This window comes from Peribacillus sp. B65 (assembly GCF_058513295.1).
Genome location: NZ_CP195840.1, coordinates 17,651 through 41,370, shown reverse-complemented (window position 1 = coordinate 41,370; position 23,720 = coordinate 17,651). Strand labels below are relative to the sequence as shown.

The window sequence follows — 23,720 nt, the reverse complement described above, 5'->3', positions numbered from 1 at the left end:
ACCATTCATGTCTGTACTGGACAATTGGGATCAATGGAAAAACTTTTTAGGCGACAGATTACATCAAGGTGAACAACAAGGCTTGTCAGAAGGCGCTGTTAACAACTTGGCTTTCGAAATCGGTGATTACCTGGCTAATCAGGTTGAGCCCCAGAACGATCAAGAGAAAGTGCTTGCTGATCTTTGGTCAGTTGCAAGCGATCAAGAAAAACACGCTATGGCAAGTGTCATGGTCAAGTTAGTCGAGAACAATGGAACGAAGTAAAATATCCCTCCAAAGGCCCTGTTATTAAATAACAGGGCCTTTTGGATTTAAGTGGATGATTATTTATCCTCTTATATAAAAATGAATATTTTTCTAGGGTTTTTCCTTTTAACTTATCAAGAAATGCTATATTATAGAAGCTAGACAATTAATATAAAGTGTTCAGACCTTGAAATTTACGATGGATAAGTTTTTTGCCCCTGAGTAGGGTAAAAGCTTTTAGGCTTAAGGAGTGTTATCGTGGATAATAAAGAATGGTATTTTGAATATGAAATCCAAGTCAACCGTCCTGGTTTATTAGGGGATATTTCATCCCTTCTGGGGATGCTTTCCATTAATATCATCACCATTAACGGGGTCGATGAAGGCAGGCGTGGTTTACTTTTGTTGGCGAAAGACAGCCGTAATATAGAAAGATTCGAGTCAATTCTCCGTACGATGGATACGATAAAGGTCATTAAGCTGAGGGAACCTAAATTGCGTGATCGCCTCGCAGTCAGGCATGGACGTTATATTCAGCGCGATGCCGATGAGAAAAACACCTTTAGGTTTGTCCGTGATGAACTGGGCTTGCTTGTCGATTTCCTGGCCGAGCTGTTTAAACAGGAAGGGCATAAATTGATCGGGATACGAGGGATGCCTCGTGTCGGGAAAACTGAATCCATCGTAGCCTCGAGTGTATGTGCTAATAAGAGATGGTTGTTTGTGTCATCGACCCTTTTAAAGCAGACTATCCGCAGTCAGCTTATTGAGGATGAATATAATAATGATAATTTGTTCATTTTAGATGGAATTGTTTCCACTCGCCGTGCAAATGAGCGTCATTGGCAGTTGATTCGCGAAATAATGAGGCTTGATGCTGTCAAAGTAATCGAACATCCAGATGTTTTTGTCCAAAATACAGAGTATACCCTCGAAGACTTTGATTATATTATTGAATTGCGAAACAATCCTGAAGAAGAAATAACATATGAAGTTGTCGACCAAAAAGACCAGTTTTCAGGGTCCGATTTTGGTTCCTTTGACTTTTAAAATGGCAGGTGTTTTATTTGACTGAGTTAGGTAATCGATTAAAGGAAGCTAGGGAAGCCAAAGGCCTTAGCTTAGAAGATTTGCAGGAATTAACGAAGATCCAAAAGCGTTACCTTATAGGCATTGAAGAGGGAAATTACAGTATGATGCCTGGAAAGTTCTATGTACGGGCATTCATAAAGCAATATTGTGAAGCGGTCGGACTGGATTCAGAAGAGATTTTCGAACAATATAAAAGTGAAGTGCCATCAGTCTATAGCGAGGAATTGCCAGAACAGCTTTCAAGGGTCCAATCCCGGAAAACTATACCGGCGGGAGATTCAAAGGTTGTTGAAATGTTACCGAAGATCCTGGCTGTCGTTTTAGTAATTGGTGCGGCCGTTTTGATATGGGTACTGGTATCGAATTATATGAGTAACCCTGATAATGATGATAAAAAGAACGCTAAAGAGAATGAAGCTGTGGGCTACAATAAAAGTGATGGGTTTAACGAAGAAAAAGAGAATGCAGACAAAAAACAGGAAGAAAAATCTGAGTCATCTGATGAGAAGAATGAAGATGATGCAGTTGTCAAAGATGAAAAGAAAGAGCAAAAACTTGCCGTCACAAGTTCCAGCGGTAAAAATAGTACGTATGAATTAAAAAATACCGATACCTTTAAATTAAAGGTGACCTCAAAAGGCTCGCCATGGGTCGGCATAAAAAATGGTGAAGGTAAATTACTATTCCAGGGCACTATCGACAAGGACAAAAGCCAGGAAATTGATTTCACCAATGAAAAAGAAGCTGTCATCAATATAGGCAGAGCATATGAAACTGAGATTTATGTGAATGATGAGAAGCTGGAGTATTCCATTTCACCGACTGAAGTGAATACGCAATTGGTTACGATACAATTTACGAAAGCCGAATAGTCATCTTATAGATGACTATTTTTGCTCTATTTAATGGTAAGGCGACGGGGAAATGGATTACCCGGCATATAAGATTGGATTTTGAGTTAAATTATACATAAAAGCGTATTTTAGATCTAAGACGCAGGCCCGAATGGCAGGCGTAAATTTTGGAGGTAAAAGTTTTGAATCTGCCTAATAAGATTACAGTAGCAAGAATCTGTTTAATACCAGTATTTTTAATCATCATGCTCGTTCCTTTTTCATGGGGGACGCTGACGTGGGGAGAATACAGTTTGCCAGTGGCGCACTTAGCTGGAGCCATCCTCTTTATTATTGCTTCCACTACGGATTGGATCGATGGCCATTTTGCCAGAAAATATAATATGATTACTGATTTAGGGAAATTTTTAGATCCACTGGCTGATAAGCTTCTGGTTTCGGCTGCCTTAATCGTTTTGGTTGATCTAGATTTAATGTACGGTCAATCATGGATTGCCATCGTGATCATAAGTCGCGAGTTTGCAGTCACCGGATTGCGTTTGGTGCTAGCGGGTACAGGGGAAGTGGTTGCAGCGAACCAGCTTGGTAAAATAAAAACATGGGCACAAATTGTTTCTATTTCGGCTTTATTGCTGCATAACCTCCCATTTGCCCTAATTTCACTTCCATTTGCCAATATCGCATTGTGGATTGCATTAATCTTTACAATCTGGTCAGGCTTGGATTATTTTATAAAAAACAAAGAAGTATTTGTTAATTCAAAGTAAAAACGAATGGTGGTTTTGAAAAGATGGATGCAGAAATCATTGCAGTGGGCTCAGAGCTTCTTTTAGGACAAATCAATAACACTAATGGAAGGTTCTTATCGCAGCAGTTTGCGGAAATGGGGATCAACGTTTTTTACCATACTGTGGTCGGGGATAACGATCGCCGTTTACAACAAGCTATAGAAATCGCTGAATCTAGGGCGAACTTGATTGTCTTTACCGGTGGACTCGGTCCTACCAAAGATGATTTAACGAAAGAAACGATTGCTCGCCATATAGGGAAAAAGCTCGTTTTTAATGATGAAGCTTTGCATTCCATTGAAGCTTACTTCCAAAAACGGGAACGGCCGATGACGGAAAACAACAAAAAACAGGCCCTTGTCTTAGAAGGCAGTGAAGTGTTGGCAAACGATCATGGCATGGCACCGGGAATGGTCTTGTCCAAATCTGGGATTACATATATGCTTCTCCCTGGTCCGCCAAGTGAGATGGAGCCGATGTTTTTAAGTTATGGTTATGAAAAGATCATGAATAAACTGGAAAAGCATGAACGGATCGATTCCAAGGTTCTTCGGTTCTACGGTATAGGTGAAGCCGAACTGGAAACGGTGATTGAAGATCTTCTTGTCAATCAAACGAATCCGACAATTGCTCCGCTGGCAGCCGAAGGGGAAGTGACGTTAAGGATCACCGCTAAAGACTCTTCTAAAGAAAAATGCGAAGAGCTTATTTTAGAAGCGGAAAAAGAAATTCTTAGCAGGGTCGGTAAGTTCCACTATGGAAGTGATAATACTTCACTAATAAAGGAACTTGTAAAAGAATTAACGGTCCGCAAGCTTTCAATTGCGGCAGCTGAAAGCTTGACCGGTGGGATGTTCCAAGAACAGCTGACAACCATACCTGGCGCCGGTAAAGTCTTCAAAGGCGGAATTGTCTGCTATACGAATGATGCGAAGTCGAACGTCCTTGGCGTCAGCGATGATACCATATCTGAGCATGGGGTGGTCAGCGGTGAGTGTGCAATGGAAATGGCCTCTAATGTCCGGAGCAAGCTCGATGCGGATGTAGGCATAAGCTTTACGGGTGTTGCAGGTCCGGATGAACAAGAAGGCAAGCCTGTAGGGACAGTATTCATTGGCATTTCCTATCGGGATGGAAACACTCATTTCAAGGAGTTGAATCTTTCCGGAAGCAGGGCGCAAAACCGGATTCGGAGTGTGAAGTACGGCTGTCATTACCTATTAAGGGATTTATAAGCGCTAAAAGCAGAGCTATTTACAGCTCTGCTTTTTATTTGGTTTTAGAAGTTTGTTTCTTGAAAAATAGGGAAAAAAAGAAAAAAGTTAATTCAATGAAAATGGTTTTTTTACGGAGAAAGTGAAAGGAAATGGAGATTTCCTTAAGATAAAACGCTTTTTTACAGAGAATACCCCGAAAGAAAAAAACGAATGAATGTTCGACTTTTTGCTTGGCAAAATTGTAAAAAGAGTATATAGTAAAGATAGGTTTTGAGACAGGATGCAAACCTTGATCTCGAATAATTGCTAACGTAAGTACACCTTTAATCGGACAGCCGATTATTTGAATATAGAGGAGGAAATTGAGTGAGTGATCGTCAAGCGGCTTTAGATATGGCATTAAAACAAATTGAAAAACAATTTGGTAAAGGTTCTATTATGAAACTTGGGGAACAGTCTGATCGTAGGATTTCAACGATTTCAAGCGGTTCTTTAGCATTGGACGTAGCATTGGGAGTGGGCGGATATCCAAGAGGCCGGGTCATTGAGATATATGGACCTGAAAGCTCCGGTAAAACGACTGTTGCATTACATGCTATTGCAGAAGTACAAAAGACTGGCGGCACGGCTGCATTCATTGATGCAGAGCATGCTTTAGATCCAGCATATTCAGAAAAACTTGGTGTGAATATAGATGATTTACTGCTTTCACAGCCTGATACGGGTGAACAGGCCTTGGAGATCGCTGAAGCATTAGTTCGAAGTGGAGCTGTAGATATCATTGTCATTGATTCGGTGGCAGCACTTGTTCCTAAAGCTGAAATCGAAGGCGAAATGGGAGATTCCCATATGGGTCTTCAAGCGCGGATGATGTCCCAGGCGCTTAGAAAACTGTCTGGTGCCATTAATAAATCAAATACCATTGCCATTTTCATTAACCAAGTCCGTGAAAAAATCGGTGTTATGTTTGGGAATCCAGAAACGACTCCAGGAGGCCGGGCATTGAAGTTCTATTCAACTGTTCGTCTGGAAGTGCGCCGTGCGGAACAATTAAAACAGGGTAATGAAATCGTCGGTAATAAAACGAAAATCAAAGTTGTAAAAAACAAGGTTGCTCCACCATTCCGTCAAGCGGAAGTTGACATCATGTATGGTCAAGGGATTTCCCAGGAAGGTGAAATCATCGATATGGGTGCAGATCTTGATATCGTCCTTAAAAGCGGCTCGTGGTATTCATACAATGAAGAGCGTGTCGGACAAGGCCGCGAAAATGCGAAGCTGTTCTTGAAAGAAAATCAGGATATCGCTCAGGAAATTTCTCGGAAAATCAGAGATCACTATAATCTCGATGGAGAGCATGAATTACCGCCAGAAGAAAATGAACCAGAAGAGCATTTTGAATTGCTTGATTAATGGTATTTGGAAAAGGCCTAAGCTTGTTCGCTTAGGCCTTTTCTATATATTTTGAGAAAAGTGTGAAATTTTCAGCGAAATAAATGGCATTGAAATAACTTTTCCATAAAGAATGCTGTACATTATGATGGTTGATATTGAGAAAACTTGAATAATCATTGATACATAAGGGACAAACGCTTGACAATAAAAATTCTCAACTATACAATTAATATGTATATTTTACAATTTTTCAAACTAAAATTTTGAAAATTAAGTGCTGTATATTGAATTTATGTGCAATGTACTTGCCGACAGTTCAACATTTTATGTAAAAAGTTCATAGCAAGGGGAGGTGAAACGATGGAACCCATGACAATCATCTTCACTTTGCTTGGCCTAATCGTCGGTGCAGTTGTTGGTTATTTTATTCACAAATCAAAATTTGAGAGTAAAATAGCAGGGGCAAAGGGCTCTGCTGAACACATCCTTGAGGATGCAAAACGTGAAGCGGAAGCACTTAAGAAAGAAGCCTTGTTGGAAGCAAAAGATGAAATTCATAAAGTTCGTGCCGATTCGGATCGGGAAGCCCGTGAAAGAAGGAACGAATTACAAAAACAAGAAAATCGGTTATTGCAAAGAGAAGAGAATCTGGACCGCAAGGATGAAACGTTAGACAAACGTGAAAGCCTTTTGGAGAAAAAAGAAGATTCTCTAAACCAAAGACAACAGCATATTGAAGAGATGGAAAGCAAAGTGGACGAGACGGTTCGTAAGCAGCAAACAGAGCTTGAACGTGTTTCCGGTTTAACTCGTGAAGAAGCTAAAGCAATCATTATAGACCGAATGGAAAACGAGCTTGCTCACGATGTAGCGCTTATGATTAAAGAAAGTGATACCCGTGCCAAAGAAGAAGCTGATAAAAAAGCAAAAGAAGTTCTTTCTCTTGCCATTCAGCGTTGTGCGGCTGATCATGTTGCAGAAACCACCGTTTCTGTAGTAAATCTTCCAAACGATGAAATGAAAGGACGGATAATCGGACGTGAAGGACGAAATATCCGGACGTTAGAAACGCTAACAGGTATTGACCTTATTATCGATGATACTCCTGAAGCTGTCATTTTATCTGGATTCGATCCAATTAGACGGGAAACGGCACGCTTGGCTCTTGAGAAACTTGTTCAGGACGGAAGGATCCATCCGGCCCGCATTGAAGAAATGGTTGACAAAGCAAGACGTGAGGTAGATGAACATATTCGTGAAATTGGTGAACAAACGACTTTTGAAGTTGGAGTTCACGGTCTCCATCCAGATCTCATCAAAATTCTAGGTCGTTTGAAGTTCCGTACTAGTTATGGGCAAAACGTACTTAAACATTCAATTGAAGTGGCCCAGCTTTCAGGTTTACTGGCCGCTGAGCTTGGAGAGGATGAAGTTCTTGCCCGCCGTGCAGGTTTACTGCATGATATTGGGAAAGCGATTGATCATGAAGTGGAAGGCAGTCACGTTGAAATTGGCGTTGAATTAGCAACCAAATATAAAGAGCATCCAACTGTCATTAACAGCATCGCTTCACATCATGGCGATACTGAACCAACTTCCATCATTTCAGTGCTTGTGGCTGCCGCTGATGCATTATCAGCTGCAAGACCGGGAGCTAGAAGTGAAACGCTTGAAAATTACATTAGAAGACTTGAAAAACTTGAGGAAATTTCCGAATCCTATGATGGAGTGGAAAAATCATTTGCGATTCAAGCCGGACGAGAAGTGCGGATTCTAGTGAAACCAGAACAAATTGATGATCTTTCGGCCCATCGACTCGCACGTGATATCCGGAAAAGGATTGAAGAAGAGCTCGATTACCCTGGTCATATAAAAGTCACGGTCATCCGTGAAACAAGAGCAGTCGAATACGCTAAATAATCGTTAATGAAAAACGAAGTGGTGCAAACCACTTCGTTTTTTCTTTTCGGATTTTAATCGTTAAGCGTAATTCCTATAATTACCCCAAATTATGTTACAATACATACTTGAATAATTCATATAATTAGGTGAATCTAGAAAGGGTTTTACAATGAAATTGCTATTTATTGGAGATGTGGTGGGGTCTCCTGGTCGTGACATGATCCAAGAATACCTTCCTAAGTTAAAAGAAAAGTATCGTCCGCACATCACGGTCATCAATGGCGAGAATGCAGCAAGTGGCCGGGGGATTACAGAAAAGATTTACCGCAGTTTTTTAGAGTGGGGAGCACAGGCGGTGACCATGGGAAACCATACATGGGATAATCGTGATATCTTCAATTTTATTGATGAAGCGAAATATCTCGTCCGTCCAGCGAACTTTCCAGACGGGGCACCTGGAGAAGGAATGAAATTTTTAAAATTGAACCAGTATGAAATAGCGGTCATCAATTTGCAAGCGAGAACATTCATGCCGGATTTGGATTGTCCGTTCAAAAAAGCTGAAGAACTCGTGGCGGAGGCTCAAAAAAAGACACCAATCATCTTTGTCGATTTTCATGGAGAAGCTACAAGTGAGAAGCAGGCTATGGGGTGGTTCCTGGATGGGAAGGTTACAGCCGTTGTCGGTACACACACACACGTCCAGACAGCAGATAACCGTATATTGCCTGGAGGCACCGCTTACATATCAGATGTAGGCATGACAGGACCATATGATGGCATCCTTGGTATGGGAAGAGATGCAGTCATTCATCGGTTCCTAACTAGCCTTCCTGCTCGTTTTGAAGTGCCAAAAGAGGGGCGGACCCTATTAAGTGGGATACTCCTTGAAATTGATGATAAAACTGGCAAGGCTAAAAAAATAGAAAGGATACTGATTAACGAAGATCACCCCTTTTATCATTGATTGGAACGGATGGACAGTCAAACTGGCCATCCTTTTTTCCATTCATTAATAAATGGTGGACAATCCCGGTTTTCTTTGTCATACAAGTTTTACTTGATGAATATAGTAGCAGTGGAAAGTGTTATAACTATTGAGCCAAGTTAGAATCGGCAGGGAAAACAAGGAGGACTAGGAATGGAAATATTAAAAGTTTCAGCAAAATCTAATCCTAATTCTGTAGCAGGCGCACTAGCGGGAGTGCTCAGGGAAAGAGGAGCAGCCGAAATTCAAGCAATCGGTGCAGGTGCGTTAAATCAAGCCGTCAAGGCAGTAGCAATCGCAAGAGGGTTTGTCGCACCTAGTGGAGTTGACTTGATTTGTATTCCTGCCTTTACAGATATACTTATTGATGGCGAAGAACGAACGGCAATAAAACTAATCATTGAACCAAGATAACTCCATGTTTGGATGCCCTGTTTGTCGGAAGGCGAGCAGGCTCTTTTTTGTCGTGAAATCCAACTGACGAAAAATCCATATCCCTTTATAATGGAATATAGAATCATTAAAAGACACAGGAAGGGGGATTACATTGACAATTTTTGATGCCCATTGTGATGTACTGATGAAGATGTTCATCGATCCGGATATTTCATTTGCAAATAGTGATAAATTACATATAACAAAGCGGGGATTATTGGATGAAGGGGGAAAGGTCCAATGTTTTGCAATATATATTCCTGAAAAAGTCCACCCTGATATGAGATTTCAAGCGGCTATGGCGATGGTGGATATTTTTCATGAAAAGATTTTATCAGAGCCGGAAATGAAATTTATAAAGACCAAGGCAGACATCGAATCTTTAAAAGAAAAGGAAATAGGTGCAATGCTTACTTTGGAGGGGTGTGATTGCATCGGGAATGATTTGTTGAAACTGAAAACCCTCATTCATCTTGGCGTGTCCTCCGTAGGCCTAACTTGGAATTACGCCAACTTGGTAGCGGATGGGGCATTAGAAACAAGAGGGGGCGGCTTGACGGGGTTTGGAACCGAGGTGGTCGCGCAATTGAATGAGAAGTCGATTTGGTGCGATTTATCCCATTTATCCGAAGCGGGATTTTGGGACACCTTAAATTTGGCTAAATTCCCAATTGCCTCCCATTCGAATGCTTATCATCTTTGTCCGCATCCGCGAAATTTAAAAGACGGGCAGATAAAAGCCCTTTTACAGAAAAATGGGGTGATCGGCGTAACCTTTGTCCCGCAATTTCTGGCAAATGGTGAATCGGCTACGATAAAGGATATCCTGAAACATATTGAGCATATATGCAGTTTGGGAGGGGAAAGACAAATTGGATTAGGGTCTGACTTCGATGGAATCGATCATATGGTAGAAAATTTATTGTCATATAATGATTATCATAACTTAATAAATGAACTGAACAGGCTTTATTCCAGTGAGATTGTAAAAGGTCTCCTTTTTGATAATTTCACTCGTAATTTTCCGCTTGGAAAGGAAATATCTTAAGTGATTTTCAATTCTTACTATAAAGATATGAATAAATATTCTGAAAATATAAAAAATAAAAGCAAAAAGGTTGCAATTTGATGATTTAACCGATAGAATTGAAAGCGTTTAGTACACCTTTCCTAAATTAGAACGATAATTTTACATAGTTGAATGTTCTGAAGAGAGGTGCGGTTAAATGCATTTATATACGAACGTCCTAAAGGAGTGTAAGACATGATCAATCAACTTTCATGGAAAGTTGGCGGACAACAAGGTGAAGGTATTGAAAGTACAGGAGAAATATTCTGTATTGCCCTCAATCGCTTAGGTTATTACTTGTATGGCTACCGTCATTTCTCATCCCGAATCAAGGGTGGACACACGAATAACAAAATTCGTGTAAGTACTACGGAAACTCGTGCTATCTCTGATGATTTAGACATCTTAGTTGCTTTTGACCAAGAAACAATTGACGTCAATTATAAAGAATTACATGAGGGTGGCATCATAATTGCAGATGCAAAATTCAAACCTGTCTGCCCAGAAGATACAAAGGCAGAATTATATATTGTTCCCTTTACGGAAATAGCAGCCGAATTAGGAACATCATTAATGAAAAATATGGTCGCCATCGGTGCGACATGTGCTGTTCTAGGCATGGAAATTTCCGTATTCAACGATGTGGTTGATGAAATATTCGGCCGTAAGGGTGAAGAAATCGTCAAGAAGAATATGGATGCCATTACTGCTGGCTATAAGGCAATGGAAGTGTTGCTTGGAGAAAAACTGGGCGCAATGGAGCTGGAAAAGGCAGACGGCCAAAAACGCATGTTCATGATTGGAAACGATGCTATCGCTTTAGGAGCAGTTGCAGGCGGTTGCCGCTTTATGGCAGCTTACCCGATTACTCCTGCCTCGGAAATTATGGAATACTTAATTAAAAAACTTCCTCAATTTGGAGGAACGGTCATCCAGACTGAAGATGAAATCGCGGCGGCTACAATGGCAATCGGTGCAAACTATGGCGGTGTACGTGCCATCACAGCTTCAGCTGGACCTGGACTTTCCTTGAAAATGGAAGCGATTGGTTTAGCGGGCATTACCGAAACGCCAATTGTCATCGTCGATACTCAACGTGGCGGTCCATCTACGGGTCTTCCTACAAAACAGGAGCAATCCGATTTAATGGCCATGATTTATGGTACACATGGTGAAATACCTAAAATCGTCATGGCTCCGAGTACTGTTGAGGAAGCTTTTTATGATACGGCGGAAGCATTCAACCTTGCAGAGGAATATCAATGTCCAGTTATCGTTCTATCCGACTTACAGCTATCATTAGGTAAACAAACGGTTCAGCCGCTTGATTACGGCAAAGTGGAGATAAGACGCGGGAAATTGGTGGACTTTGAAATTGAAGAGGCTGAAGACAAATCTTACTTCAAGCGTTATGAAGTAACGGAAGACGGAGTCTCACCGCGTGTAGTGCCTGGTATGAAAAATGGGATTCACCATGTTACTGGTGTAGAACATGATGAAACGGGCAGACCTTCCGAGACGGCTTTGAATCGTAAATTGCAAATGGATAAACGGATGCGTAAGCTGAATAATTTAACTAACACATTCCAAACACCAGTATACAAAAACACACCGCATGAAGAAGCGGATTTATTAATTCTTGGCTTTAACTCAACACGCGGGACGATTGATGAAGCGATCGGCCGGTTAGAAACGGATGGAATGAAAGTGAATCATGCGCAAATCCGTTTGATTCATCCTTTCCCAGCTGATGAAGTCCTATCATTGGTGCAAAGTGCTAAGAAAGTAGTAGTTATTGAAAATAATGCGACTGGACAATTGGCTAATATCATCAAGATGAATGTCGGACATGTTAATAAAATTAAAAGCATCCTAAAATATGATGGCAACCCATTCCTCCCGCATGAAATTCACACACAATGCAAGGAGATGTTCGAATATGGCAACGTTTAAAGAGTTTCGGAATGATGTAAAACCTAACTGGTGTCCTGGCTGCGGAGATTTCTCCGTTCAGGCTGCCATGCAGCGTGCGGCAGCGAATGTGGGATTGGAGCCTGAGAATTTGGCTGTTGTTTCCGGTATCGGCTGTTCAGGGCGTATTTCCGGTTACATCAAGTCATATGGTTTCCACGGCATCCATGGCCGCTCACTGCCGATCGCCCAAGGCGTAAAAATGGCCAATCGTGAATTGACCGTTATAGCTTCAGGCGGAGACGGAGATGGTTTTGCAATCGGGATGGGACACACCATCCATGCAATCCGCCGTAATATCGACATTACGTATATTGTCATGGATAACCAAATATATGGATTGACAAAAGGCCAGACTTCTCCTAGATCCGCTGCTGGATTTAAAACGAAATCCACTCCAGAAGGATCAATAGAACAGGCTGTTTCACCTATGGAATTAGCATTATCAGCTGGCGCTACGTTTGTCGCCCAAAGCTTTTCCACAGACTTGAAAGACCTGACGGCGATCATTGAAGCAGGGATAAATCATAAAGGGTTCTCCTTTATCAATGTTTTCTCTCCTTGCGTAACATACAATAAAATCAATACGTATGATTGGTTTAAACAAAACTTGACTAAATTGAACACGATTGAAGGCTATGATTCATCAAATAAAGAACAGGCCATGCAGACTTTGATGCAGCATGACAGCCTTGTGACAGGGATTATTTATCAAGACTCTTCGCGCCCTTCGTACCAGGAATTAGTGCCAGGGTATGCTGAAAAAGCGTTAAATAAATCAGATCTGACACTGGATCAAGCGCACTTTGATAAGCTTGTTGCTGAATTTATGTAAAAAGTTAAAAGGTTCACCCCTAAAGATGGGGTGAACCTTTTTTTTTGATTAATTGGAAAGCTCAAGTGGAGAGAATCACTATACTCTCTAAATTAGCTTACCACCAACCGTTATTGAATCCACAGCCGAAGAAATTGCAACGATTCCTTCTACGACAACAATTGTGATGGCGGTCCCGATCACGGTCCCGATCGCGGTCTCGATCTCGATCACGGTCCCGATCACGGTCGCGGTCGCGCCTATTACAGCCCCTCACAGCACGACAAAAATCGTCTGCGATTCTATCGTTATCTCTGTCCCGATCTCTGTCCCGATCTCTGTCCCGATCGCGGTCCCGATCATGATGATCGTGATTATTGCATCCACATGACATATAAGTCACTCCTTCATAATTTTGTCTTACAAGATATCTTATTCGAGAGCGGACAAGATGCTATAGAAACATGACCCATTTAACAAAAATGTACGAATGCCCTAAAAATCATCATTATTAATGTGAAAAGGTCGGTACATAAGCGTTTATGGTATTTTTTTATTTAGTTTTTCATATCTTTACATATTAAGGAAGATAAAAGTAACAGCCCTAGTTCAGGGGGAGTGTACATGTTGAGAGGGAAAATGAAAGCCGTCGTCAAACACCACCGAGGTTATGGGGCTCAATTACAAAATGTCGATATTCCGGATATCCGTGATGACGAAGTATTGATTCGAGTGAAAATGACCTCGATATGTGGAACGGATATTCATATTTTCACCTGGGATGAATGGTCGCAAGGAAGAGTGAATCCACCATACGTATTTGGGCACGAATTTGCTGGGGAAGTAATGGAGATAGGAGCAAGTGTAAGCAATGTTTCGGTTGGTGATTGCGTATCTGCAGAAACACATATAGTTTGCGGCACTTGCAGGCAGTGCTTAACCGGGCAATTCCATATTTGTAAAAAAACAAACATTATCGGTGTCGATAAACAAGGATGCTTTGCAGAGTATATAGCTTTGCCCGCCAAAAATTTATGGAAAAATCCAAGTGATATGCCACTTGATATGGCTACCATACAAGAACCGATGGGCAATGCAGTCCATTCCGTGCTAGCTGGCGAGGTGCTGGGTAAAACGGTGGCAATAATCGGCTGTGGTCCAATCGGGCTGATGGCGATTGCTGTAGCAAATGCCGCAGGTGCTGATAAAGTAATCGCTCTTGATATTAATGATTATCGACTTCAGCTGGCCAAAAAGATGGGTGCGACAGACCTCATTCATTCAATTAAACAGGATCCATTGAAAATCACGAAAAGCCTCACAAATGCCGATGGGGTGGATGTCGTTTGCGAAATGAGCGGTAATCCCGCTGCTATCCAACAAGGGTTTAAGATGGCGACAAATGGTGGTAGAATATCAATTCTAAGTCTGCCTTCTAAGCCCGTCACCCTTAATATAACGGAGGATATAGTATTCAAGGGCCTTACTGTCCAAGGAATAACAGGAAGGAAGATGTTTTCAACCTGGCAGCAGGTTTCAAGCCTGCTTGAAAGTGGCAAGGTTGATGTAAAACCAATGATTACCCACCGTTTTCCACTAAGCGATTTTGAAAAGGGATTTGAACTGATGATCAAAGGTCAATGTGGTAAGGTGCTCCTGATCCCTTAAACATCATCTTAAAAAGTGAAATTACAATGTCAGCATTTGAAAAATTTTGAAGGGGAAGGCGTCATCCACAAAATGATAAGAAGAGGCTAAGACGAAATTAGCCTCTTCTTTCCTGTTCTTATTTTCCGAATTTGTGAAAAATTTCTTACAATTCAAGAAGCCATGACAGAATGATTGTTTCTTGCTGTTAAAAGCTTTATACTATAATAATGTGGATATATCACACTTAAAAGCAAATATTTACTGGTAATTCCTAAAAAGGAATCCGTATAAAACCATTAGAAGATAGGTCTTGAAATAGTTGGTGAAAGAAATAAACTAACTATTTTGAAAGGAGATTAACTATGAACGAGAAACAACGATTAGAATCACAACAAGTACAGGCTGAGAATCCAGCGGACAAAAAATCCGAAAAGGACTTCAGTAAATACTTTCAAGCCGTTTATATTCCGCCTTCCTTAAAAGATGCGAAAAAGCGAGGAAAAGAAGAAGTAGAATATCATGATGACTTTGCCATTCCTGAAGGTTTCCGTGGAATGGGAGAAGGTAAAAAGTTTTACATTCGTACTTATGGCTGTCAAATGAACGAACATGATACAGAAGTCATGGCGGGCATCTTTATGGCACTTGGTTATCGGCCGACAGACACCGTGGATGATGCTAACGTCATTTTACTTAACACTTGTGCGATTCGGGAAGGCGCAGAGAATAAAGTGTTCGGTGAATTGGGGCATTTAAAATCATTGAAATTGGAAAAGCCGGATCTATTGCTTGGGGTTTGCGGTTGTATGTCACAAGAGGAGTCAGTTGTAAAGCGGATCCTAGAGAAGCACCATTTTGTAGATATGATTTTCGGAACGCATAACATCCACCGCCTGCCGCAAATTCTTAATGAAGCTTATCTTTCCAAGGAAATGGTCATTGAGGTTTGGTCTAAAGAAGGTGATGTAATCGAGAACCTTCCGAAAGTGCGTAAAGGAAAAACAAAGGCATGGGTCAATATCATGTATGGCTGCGATAAGTTTTGTACATACTGCATCGTACCGTACACAAGAGGAAAAGAAAGAAGCCGCAGGCCTGGAGATATTATACAGGAAGTCCGTCATTTAGCTGCACAGGGTTACAAGGAAATAACTCTGCTTGGACAGAATGTGAATGCTTATGGTAAAGATTTTACGGATATCGAATACCGTTTCGGTGATTTGATGGATGAAATCCGCAAAATCGATATTCCGCGTATTCGTTTTACGACAAGTCATCCCCGTGATTTTGATGATCACTTGATTGAAGTATTGGCTAAGGGCGGTAATCTCGTTGACCATATTCATCTTCCAGTTCAATCGGGTAGTACGGACACACTTAAAATCATGGCCCGTAAATATACACGTGAACAATATTTAGAGCTAGTAAAAAAAATCAAGGAAGCTATCCCAAGTGTATCGCTAACCACTGACATCATTGTAGGTTATCCGAATGAAACGGAAGAGCACTTTGAAGAAACGATGTCCTTATACCGTGAAGTTGGTTTCGATGCAGCATATACTTACATCTATTCACCACGTGAGGGAACACCGGCTGCGAAAATGCAGGATAATGTACCGATGGAAGTGAAAAAGGAACGTCTGCAACGCTTGAACGCCCTTGTCAATGAAACGTGTGCATTGAAAATGAAGGAGTATGATGGACAGATTGTTGAAGTGCTCGTTGAAGGCGAAAGCAAGAAGAATGCGGAAGTATTAGCAGGTTATACAACGAAAAATAAGCTCGTGAACTTCAAAGGACCAAAATCCGCTATTGGCCAAATCGTAAAAGTGAAAATCACCGGAACGAAAACATGGTCACTGAATGGGGATATGGTTGAAGAAGCAACGGCGATTGAGGTGGAGTAATATGACGAAATATACTAAAGATGACATTCTGAACAAAGCTGCCGAGCTTGCTGAAATGATCGCAAGCACGGAAGAAGTCGATTTCTTTAAACGGGCAGAAGCACACATCAATGAAAACCAAAAAATCCGTGAAATGATCGCCAGTATCAAGAGCTTACAAAAACAGGCAGTAAACTTCCAGCATTACGGCAAAGAAAAAGCATACAGTCAAGTTCAGGCCAAGATTGATGCACTGGAAAAACAATTGGATGAACTTCCGATCGTGCAAGAATTCAAACAATCCCAAGTGGATGTAAATGACCTTTTACAAATGGTTTCATCACAGGTATCGAATAAGGTGACGGACCTGATTATTGAATCGACTGAGGGAGACGTCCTTCGCGGTGAGACAGGTTCAAAGGTACAAGCAGGCGGCGGAAGCTGTTCATAAATATTAAAAAAGCCCTTCTGATTTCAGAAGGGCTTTTTTAGATGCGGAAATCCTTATACAGTGCCCATTCGTGACACATATCCCAAAACATGCGCATAAAATAACCTAGGTTTAAAACATTACAGCAGTTTTCAAACAATTAAAATTCTACGCACACTAGACTTTTACCACGCATAGGATGAATGGAAACTGTATGAGGAGGGTTCGCTAGCATGTCACAATATAGAGAGATAATTACTAAAGCGGTGGTGGCAAAAGGACGCAAATTCACAAAGTCCTCTCACACCATTTGCCCGGCTCATCATCCTTCTAGCATTCTAGGTTGTTGGATCATCAACCATAAATACGATGCAAAGAAAGTCGGCAAAAAGGTAGAAATTCACGGCAGCTACGAAATCAACGTCTGGTATTCCTATAACCAAAATTCAAAAACGGAAGTTGTAACTGAAAAAGTGCAATATACCGACGTTATTTCGCTGAAATACCGTGATCCCGATTGTCTTGATGACCATGAAATCGTTGCAAAAGCTGTCCAACAGCCGAATTGTTTAGAAGCTTGCATCTCCCCATGTGGACAAAAAATCATTGTCCATGTGGAAAGGGAATTCTTTGTGGAAGTCGTCGGCGAAACGAAAATTTGTGTCGCTGTAAGTCCAGATGGCCGCTGTGAGGATGACTGGGGCTCTGATTTCGATGATGAGGATTTCGAAGATTTAGATCCGGATTTCCTTGATGAATTCGAAGACGAATAGAATATAGAAATTAATACCGGATGACATTCCCTTCATCCGGTCTTATTTAATTTGAAGCGGGACAAGTACCTTGCAGGGCTGGGAATGAAAAAAATAGGAATGCAATGTTACTATATCCGTGCGTAAGGCTTTGCAGATACAGCTAGCTCACAATTTAAAGGATAATTGATTTACCATGCAATTTCGAATACAGGCAATGTTGCTTTCCCGTATGTTATAATGAAGGACATAAATGTGTAATAGATTATAGTTTGGAAAGGTTTTGAAGGAATGGCTGGATATACTCCAATGATACAGCAATATTTAAAAATTAAGGCAGAGTATCAGGATGCCTTTTTATTTTTTCGTTTAGGCGATTTTTATGAAATGTTTTTTGACGATGCTCTGAATGCATCTCAAGAGCTCGAAATCACATTAACAAGCCGAGAAGGCGGTAGTGAAGAGCGAATTCCGATGTGCGGCATTCCGTATCACTCGGCTGCTAATTATATTGATATATTGATAGAAAAAGGTTTTAAAGTGGCTATTTGTGAACAAACCGAAGATCCGAAGCAAGCCAAAGGCGTGGTACGCAGGGAAGTTGTCCAGCTGATTACTCCGGGAACGAAAATGGATAGTAAGGGTCTTCGTGAAAAGGAAAATAATTATATTGCCACGATCACTTATTTCACTGATGGTCAGTTTGGCTTTGGATACAATGATTTATCGACAGGGGAAAATAAGGTCACATTGATTGAGAGTTTCGAGGAAGTTCTGAATGAATTTGCCATCCTCGGTGCGAGTGAAGTGGTCATTGCCGAGGATTTCAATGAAGAATGGAAAAAAAAGCTGCAAGAACGGGGCGCTGCCGCTCTATCCCTAGAGAATAATTCGGATCAAAGCGAGTCATTCGTTGCACTGCTTCATTTGTTAAAAGACCAGAAACTGGCGACAACGACTTCACGCTTATTGAATTATCTATACCGTACCCAAAAACGCAGCCTGGATCATTTACAGCCAGTGCTTGCATATGAAACATCTCAATATATGAAAATTGATTATTATAGCAAACGTAATTTGGAATTAACTGAAACCATTCGTTCCAAAGGTAAAAAAGGCTCATTATTATGGCTGCTTGATGAAACGAAAACAGCCATGGGCGGAAGAATGTTGAAACAATGGATTGATAGACCGCTCATTAATAAAAAACAGATCGAGCGGAGACAAAGCCTTGTTGAAACCCTAAAAAATCAATACTTCGAACGGCAGGACTTACGTGAACGCCTGAAGGAAGTGTACGATTTGGAGCGGCTTGCCGGAAGGGTGGCCTTCGGTAATGTAAATGCTCGGGACTTGATTCAACTGAAACGTTCATTGCAACAGGTGCCGATCATTCGTGAAATCGTGAAGTCAATGGCTTCAAATCAGGATATTTCAATTCTGGCCGATAAATTGGATCCTTGCGAAGAAGTGACGGATTTGCTTGAAACGGCGCTTGTAGAAAACCCGCCATTGTCCGTGAAGGAAGGAAATTTCATTCAGGACGGTTTCCATAAGGAGCTGGATACATACAGGGATGCCAGCAGAAACGGGAAAACTTGGATTGCACAGCTTGAACGGGAAGAGCGGGAACGCACAGGGATCAAATCTTTGAAAATCGGATATAATCGTGTTTTTGGCTATTATATTGAAGTCACACGAGCCAATTTGCATCTGCTTGAAGAAGGCCGTTATGAACGGAAGCAAACTTTAACGAATGCCGAACGTTATATCACACCTGAGTTGAAAGAGAAGGAAGCTTTGATTTTACAAGCAGAGGAAAAAAGCATCAGTTTGGAATATGACCTATTCCTCAATCTTCGTGAAGAGGTCAAAAGCTATATCCCGCGCTTACAGGATTTAGCGAAAGGTGTCAGTGAACTGGATGTCTTGCAGTGCTTTGCGACGATTAGCGAAGAACGCCATTATGTGAAGCCTGTCTTTTCTGATGATCGAAGAATCGTACTGAAGGAAGGCCGACATCCAGTGGTCGAGAAAGTCCTTCAATCACAGGAGTATGTCCCCAATGACTGCTTCATGGATGGAGACCGGGAGTTACTCTTGATCACAGGGCCCAATATGTCGGGTAAAAGTACGTATATGCGTCAGATAGCTCTAACATCGATTCTAGCGCAAATTGGATGCTTCGTATCCGCAAGTATAGCTGAATTGCCTATTTTTGATAAGGTATTTACTAGGATCGGCGCGGCAGATGATTTGATTTCCGGTCAAAGTACATTCATGGTCGAGATGCTTGAAGCAAGAAATGCCATCATGAATGCGACAGAAAACAGTTTGATATTATTTGATGAGATCGGGCGGGGAACATCAACTTACGATGGGATGGCGCTTGCCCAGGCCATAATTGAATATATTCATGAGGAAATTGGGGCAAAGACTCTCTTTTCGACTCATTATCACGAATTGACAGTGCTGGCAGCGGAACTGCCAAAATTGAAAAATATCCATGTCAGTGCCATTGAGCAAAATGGAAATGTCGTTTTCCTTCATAAAATTAAAGAAGGTCCAGCAGATAAAAGCTATGGAATTCACGTGGCAAAGCTAGCTGATTTACCGGAGCAGTTAATAGATCGGGCTGCCGCCATTTTAGCGCAGCTGGAAAATGAAAATGGACAGGCAAAGGCGATGCCTGAACAGGCTGCTGCTGTAAAAGCACCTATTGCCGGAGTAGCCCCGGTGACATCCGTCAATGAGGCACAGCTTTCCTTCTTTGGGGAAGAGGCTCCTAATGGAAAAGTGAATTCCTCGCCTAAGGAAAAAAAGGTGCTCGATGACATAAAATCACTGGATATCCTTGAAATGACGCCGCTTGAGGCGATGAATACCCTTTATAAATTACAAAAGAAACTTAAATGAGATAATAAAGCGAGGCGATAAAAATGGGGAAAATCAAACAGCTCGACGAGGCTTTATCTAATAAAATCGCAGCTGGCGAAGTTGTTGAACGCCCAGCCTCAGTCGTTAAGGAACTTGTGGAAAACGCAATAGATGCAAACAGTACCATTATAGAGATTGAATTGGTGGAGGCTGGACTTGGTTCCATCAGGATCGTGGATAATGGCGATGGGATTTTGGCTGATGACATAGAGGCGGCATTTAAACGTCACGCCACAAGTAAAATAAAAGATGAAAATGATCTCTTCCGAATCCGAACACTCGGCTTCCGCGGTGAAGCAATGCCCAGTATTGCTTCAGTTTCCCGTTTTGAAATGAAAAGCAGCACTGGCGAAGGTATAGGAACGCGCATACTTCTTGAAGGCGGCATGGTTAAGGAACTCGAGGCTTCATCCAGCCGTAAAGGAACGGATATCCTTGTTTCCGATTTGTTTTACAATACTCCTGCAAGGTTAAAATATATGAAAACCATTCATACCGAGTTAGGAAATATTACGGATGTCGCTAACAGGCTCGCACTTTCGCACCCGGATGTTTCAATACGGTTAACACACAATGAGAAGCGTATCCTGCACACGAATGGTAACGGCGATGTCAGGCAGGTGCTAGCCGCTATCTATGGGACGAATATTGCCAAAAAGATGATTCCGGTTCAGGCAAGCTCCCTGGACTTCAAATTATCCGGATATATCGTCATGCCCGAAGTCACCAGGGCTTCAAGGAATTATATTTCGACCATGATAAACGGCCGCTTCATTAAAAACTATGCGCTCGTGAAAGCAATCCTGGATGGTTACCATACACTTCTACCAATTGGGCGTTTTCCAATTGCTTTGTTGAATATTGAAATGGACCCGATTCTTGTCGATGTCAATGTACATCCGTCCAAAATGGAGGTAAGACTAAGCAAGGAACAGGAATTGTTCAGTCTTGTATCGGAAACGATTAAATCTTCGTTTAAAAAGATGTCTCTAATTCCAAGTGGATATACACCTACACCAAAGCCGGAACAGGCGAAAAGTGAGCAAACTACGCTGGAATTGGACCATGTTGTGGAAAGCGGCAAGCGGGTCCTTGAAGAAGCCAAGAAAGAAGCTTCACTCTTGAAGGATACCTTGATTCGGGAAAAGCAGGAACAAAAGAGTTATGTGGAGCATGAAGATTTCAATTTTGAACCAATAAAGGAAATAATCTATAGCAATGAACAGCAGCAAATGGAAGATGTCTATGTACCGGTCTTACAAGATGATGAAAGCAAACCATATTTCGAGTCAGCTGAAAAGTATACAACCTACACTGTTGAACAAGAGGAAGAAATCGAGGCGAATGAACAGGCTAACCGCATCCCTCCCATGTACCCGATTGGGCAAATGCATGGAACATATATTTTCGCTCAAAACGAAAAAGGTTTATATATCATAGACCAGCATGCTGCCCAGGAACGAATAAAATACGAATATTTTAAAGAGAAGGTCGGACGTGTTGAAAACGAGCTGCAGGACATGCTGGTTCCCATCACCCTTGAATTTTCAACAGACCAATGTATTCGGATAAATGAATATCGGCATGAGTTGGAAAAAGTCGGCGTCTATTTAGAGGAGTTTGGCTACAACGCCTATATTGTCCGATCGCATCCACAATGGTTCCCTAAAGGAATTGAACAGGAAATCCTTGAAGAAATGATTGAACAATTGCTCTCGATGAAAAAGGTCGACATCAAGAAATTACGTGAAGAAGCAGCTATCATGATGAGCTGTAAAGCCTCCATAAAGGCAAACCGTCATCTGCGCAATGATGAAATCCAAGCACTTTTGGATGAACTAAGGCGCACAACCGATCCCTTCACATGCCCTCATGGAAGACCTATCATCATCTCTTATTCCATTTATGAAATGGAGAAAATGTTCAAGCGGATCATGTAATTAAAAGCAATGGAGAACCCTTATGTAATGGGATTCTCCATTGCTTTTTTAGTTAAAAGACCACATTTATTGGTCCATGCTCTTTTTTCTAGTGCTTTTGAAACGTTTTCAGCATAAGAGACCTGTATATTCGAAGTAACTGAGTTAGTTCCTGTTTATAAAGTCAAGTAATAACTTGTGTGAATACTTTATATCACTATTGATTTCACTATCTTCTACAGAGCCTAAAATATGCAACGCTTTTTTTATTATGATTTCATCAGTTATAAACTCATCGCTGATTAATTCAACTAAATTTTGAGATGCGCTTTCTTGAATATATATATCTGAGTTAGTTTCAAGGAACATAATCAGTGTAGATGCGAGTTCTGTTAAATCTTTATAACTACATACCCATATGCTTATACCATCTAAAATGTCCTCAGTATCTATACTTTTACACAACTCTTTTGCACGTTCAACGGATAACTCATATCCACCAATGTAATCGGACAAATCTTCTGTTGGCGGTTCATATAAATTTTCAATCATTTCTTTAAAAGTCTTAAAGATAACAGAAGTTCTATTCTCTTCAGTGTCTATAAAAGTTATTTCTGGTTCATCTTTATTTTTTCTATAATCTAATACAATCCACGTGTGTCCATCTCCGGAGATTGTTACAAAATCTTTTTCTTTAATTCCCCATTCATTAAGAAGGTATTTTGATTTGTAAATTCCTTCATTCTCTTTAATTCCAAACAGAAAGTCTACAGCAATATGATTATCAGCATAGGAATTTTTAAAACTCACTGGTAATGCGTTGTATTTTAAATATCCCCCATTTTGAATTTTTAATAGTTCAATATATTCTTTTGGGAGTTTAATGTTTAAATTTGTTTCAGCATCAAGGATATCTCCTTCTGTTAATTCATTTAGGTTATATTCATCAAAATCCATATCTTCGAATTCTTCAAAAATAGACTCCAAGTATCACACTCTCCATATTACTTAGTTTCATTCTTCTCAAATAAATCATCCAACAGTAAAATCTCAACTATTTATAGGCTTTTTCAATTGTAAGGTGATTTCTCATATTTATCCAAAAAAATGTTTTAATTTATTTGCATTTATAAAATTTCAATAATTCCTTTTTAGATAGAACCTGTGATGCACTATTAAGCCACAGATGATTAAATTTTATAGAACTAGATTGAGCATTTTGATAGGGTGAGGTTCTTTTAAAGATAGGAGTACTTCTGAGCCAACCGCAAACTGAATAATCTGTTGCTGTATTAGGGGGAGCAATTTGAATTTTTTATATTATAAGAAGAAACTCGGTAGAATATATTTAGATTATATAACGGATAATTGTAT

20 protein-coding genes are annotated in these 23,720 nt (G+C 40.8%); 18 read left to right on the top strand and 2 right to left on the bottom strand.

Annotated elements, in window-relative coordinates; genetic code table 11:
* The first annotated feature begins 7 nt into the window (after positions 1 to 7).
* The 12 genes from ACSR9O_RS00185 to ACSR9O_RS00130 all read left to right on the top strand — a co-directional run bounded on the left by ACSR9O_RS00185 (position 8) and on the right by ACSR9O_RS00130 (position 12,793).
* Positions 8 to 265, top strand: coding sequence for a DUF3243 domain-containing protein (locus tag ACSR9O_RS00185; protein ID WP_101224701.1), 258 nt, complete (start codon positions 8 to 10; stop codon positions 263 to 265).
* Positions 266 to 505: 240 nt separating this feature from the next.
* Positions 506 to 1,297, top strand: a complete 792-nt coding sequence (locus ACSR9O_RS00180; protein WP_034313530.1) for a DUF3388 domain-containing protein — start codon at positions 506 to 508, stop codon at positions 1,295 to 1,297.
* 8 nt (positions 1,298 to 1,305) lie between these two features.
* The gene (locus tag ACSR9O_RS00175; protein WP_232782996.1) at positions 1,306 to 2,211 is read left to right on the top strand and encodes a helix-turn-helix domain-containing protein; all 906 of its coding nucleotides are present in this window, start codon (positions 1,306 to 1,308) and stop codon (positions 2,209 to 2,211) included.
* 164 nt (positions 2,212 to 2,375) lie between these two features.
* Positions 2,376 to 2,960: a CDP-diacylglycerol--glycerol-3-phosphate 3-phosphatidyltransferase gene (pgsA, locus tag ACSR9O_RS00170; RefSeq protein ID WP_034313524.1), complete on the top strand. Its 585-nt coding sequence runs from the start codon at positions 2,376 to 2,378 to the stop codon at positions 2,958 to 2,960.
* 23 nt (positions 2,961 to 2,983) lie between these two features.
* A complete protein-coding gene (locus ACSR9O_RS00165) occupies positions 2,984 to 4,216 on the top strand; it encodes a competence/damage-inducible protein A (protein ID WP_101224703.1) in 1,233 nt (410 codons plus the stop codon).
* Positions 4,217 to 4,564: 348 nt separating this feature from the next.
* Positions 4,565 to 5,611 (top strand): recombinase RecA, encoded by a 1,047-nt coding sequence (recA, locus tag ACSR9O_RS00160; RefSeq protein ID WP_485891420.1) that lies wholly within the window; start codon positions 4,565 to 4,567, stop codon positions 5,609 to 5,611.
* Between the two features lie 342 nt (positions 5,612 to 5,953).
* Positions 5,954 to 7,513 carry a ribonuclease Y gene (rny, locus tag ACSR9O_RS00155; protein ID WP_063231807.1) on the top strand — a complete coding sequence of 520 codons (1,560 nt, stop codon included), beginning with the start codon at positions 5,954 to 5,956 and terminating at the stop codon, positions 7,511 to 7,513.
* 151 nt (positions 7,514 to 7,664) lie between these two features.
* A complete protein-coding gene (locus ACSR9O_RS00150) occupies positions 7,665 to 8,462 on the top strand; it encodes a TIGR00282 family metallophosphoesterase (RefSeq protein WP_101224705.1) in 798 nt (265 codons plus the stop codon).
* 174 nt (positions 8,463 to 8,636) lie between these two features.
* Positions 8,637 to 8,897, top strand: coding sequence for a stage V sporulation protein SpoVS (gene spoVS / locus ACSR9O_RS00145; RefSeq protein ID WP_029281188.1), 261 nt, complete (start codon positions 8,637 to 8,639; stop codon positions 8,895 to 8,897).
* A gap of 133 nt (positions 8,898 to 9,030) precedes the next feature.
* Positions 9,031 to 9,966, top strand: coding sequence for a dipeptidase (locus ACSR9O_RS00140; protein WP_491723775.1), 936 nt, complete (start codon positions 9,031 to 9,033; stop codon positions 9,964 to 9,966).
* A 216-nt stretch (positions 9,967 to 10,182) separates the two neighbouring features.
* On the top strand, positions 10,183 to 11,940 hold the full coding sequence (locus ACSR9O_RS00135; RefSeq protein WP_101224707.1) for a 2-oxoacid:acceptor oxidoreductase subunit alpha: 1,758 nt from the start codon (positions 10,183 to 10,185) through the stop codon (positions 11,938 to 11,940).
* Positions 11,927 to 12,793: a 2-oxoacid:ferredoxin oxidoreductase subunit beta gene (locus ACSR9O_RS00130; RefSeq protein WP_057278380.1), complete on the top strand. Its 867-nt coding sequence runs from the start codon at positions 11,927 to 11,929 to the stop codon at positions 12,791 to 12,793. Before ACSR9O_RS00135 ends, ACSR9O_RS00130 begins: the two co-directional genes overlap by 14 nt.
* A gap of 87 nt (positions 12,794 to 12,880) precedes the next feature.
* On the opposite strand, the gene ACSR9O_RS00125 is transcribed toward ACSR9O_RS00130, so the two are convergent.
* Positions 12,881 to 13,018, bottom strand: a complete 138-nt coding sequence (locus ACSR9O_RS00125) for a hypothetical protein (protein WP_491723774.1) — start codon at positions 13,016 to 13,018, stop codon at positions 12,881 to 12,883.
* Positions 13,019 to 13,399: 381 nt separating this feature from the next.
* Here ACSR9O_RS00125 and tdh point away from each other — a divergent pair, with 381 nt between their 5' ends.
* The 6 genes from tdh (at position 13,400) to mutL (ending at position 22,367) form a co-directional block, all read left to right on the top strand.
* A complete protein-coding gene (gene tdh, locus ACSR9O_RS00120; protein ID WP_491725430.1) occupies positions 13,400 to 14,440 on the top strand; it encodes an L-threonine 3-dehydrogenase in 1,041 nt (346 codons plus the stop codon).
* A gap of 344 nt (positions 14,441 to 14,784) precedes the next feature.
* Complete coding sequence (miaB, locus tag ACSR9O_RS00115; protein WP_101224708.1) at positions 14,785 to 16,329, top strand: tRNA (N6-isopentenyl adenosine(37)-C2)-methylthiotransferase MiaB; 1,545 nt, start codon at positions 14,785 to 14,787, stop codon at positions 16,327 to 16,329.
* Between the two features lies 1 nt (position 16,330).
* Positions 16,331 to 16,759 (top strand): YlbF/YmcA family competence regulator, encoded by a 429-nt coding sequence (locus ACSR9O_RS00110; RefSeq protein WP_101224709.1) that lies wholly within the window; start codon positions 16,331 to 16,333, stop codon positions 16,757 to 16,759.
* A 212-nt stretch (positions 16,760 to 16,971) separates the two neighbouring features.
* A complete protein-coding gene (locus tag ACSR9O_RS00105; protein WP_034313495.1) occupies positions 16,972 to 17,511 on the top strand; it encodes an outer spore coat protein CotE in 540 nt (179 codons plus the stop codon).
* Between the two features lie 270 nt (positions 17,512 to 17,781).
* Positions 17,782 to 20,406, top strand: a complete 2,625-nt coding sequence (gene mutS / locus ACSR9O_RS00100; RefSeq protein ID WP_491723773.1) for a DNA mismatch repair protein MutS — start codon at positions 17,782 to 17,784, stop codon at positions 20,404 to 20,406.
* 23 nt (positions 20,407 to 20,429) lie between these two features.
* Complete coding sequence (gene mutL, locus ACSR9O_RS00095) at positions 20,430 to 22,367, top strand: DNA mismatch repair endonuclease MutL (RefSeq protein WP_491723772.1); 1,938 nt, start codon at positions 20,430 to 20,432, stop codon at positions 22,365 to 22,367.
* 144 nt (positions 22,368 to 22,511) lie between these two features.
* On the opposite strand, the gene ACSR9O_RS00090 is transcribed toward mutL, so the two are convergent.
* Entirely contained in the window at positions 22,512 to 23,303 is a 792-nt protein-coding gene (locus ACSR9O_RS00090) for an SMI1/KNR4 family protein (protein WP_491723771.1), read from the bottom strand.
* Between the last annotated feature and the right edge of the window lie 417 nt (positions 23,304 to 23,720).

Coding starts and splice junctions, on each gene's coding strand:
- ACSR9O_RS00185 (WP_101224701.1), top strand. CDS start 8: ATGTCTGTACTGGACAATTGGGATCAATGGAAAAACTTTTTAGGCGAC.
- ACSR9O_RS00165 (WP_101224703.1), top strand. CDS start 2,984: ATGGATGCAGAAATCATTGCAGTGGGCTCAGAGCTTCTTTTAGGACAA.
- rny (WP_063231807.1), top strand. CDS start 5,954: ATGGAACCCATGACAATCATCTTCACTTTGCTTGGCCTAATCGTCGGT.
- ACSR9O_RS00150 (WP_101224705.1), top strand. CDS start 7,665: ATGAAATTGCTATTTATTGGAGATGTGGTGGGGTCTCCTGGTCGTGAC.
- spoVS (WP_029281188.1), top strand. CDS start 8,637: ATGGAAATATTAAAAGTTTCAGCAAAATCTAATCCTAATTCTGTAGCA.
- ACSR9O_RS00135 (WP_101224707.1), top strand. CDS start 10,183: ATGATCAATCAACTTTCATGGAAAGTTGGCGGACAACAAGGTGAAGGT.
- ACSR9O_RS00130 (WP_057278380.1), top strand. CDS start 11,927: ATGGCAACGTTTAAAGAGTTTCGGAATGATGTAAAACCTAACTGGTGT.
- miaB (WP_101224708.1), top strand. CDS start 14,785: ATGAACGAGAAACAACGATTAGAATCACAACAAGTACAGGCTGAGAAT.
- ACSR9O_RS00110 (WP_101224709.1), top strand. CDS start 16,331: ATGACGAAATATACTAAAGATGACATTCTGAACAAAGCTGCCGAGCTT.
- ACSR9O_RS00105 (WP_034313495.1), top strand. CDS start 16,972: ATGTCACAATATAGAGAGATAATTACTAAAGCGGTGGTGGCAAAAGGA.
- mutS (WP_491723773.1), top strand. CDS start 17,782: ATGGCTGGATATACTCCAATGATACAGCAATATTTAAAAATTAAGGCA.
- mutL (WP_491723772.1), top strand. CDS start 20,430: ATGGGGAAAATCAAACAGCTCGACGAGGCTTTATCTAATAAAATCGCA.
- ACSR9O_RS00090 (WP_491723771.1), bottom strand. CDS start 23,303: ATGGATTTTGATGAATATAACCTAAATGAATTAACAGAAGGAGATATC.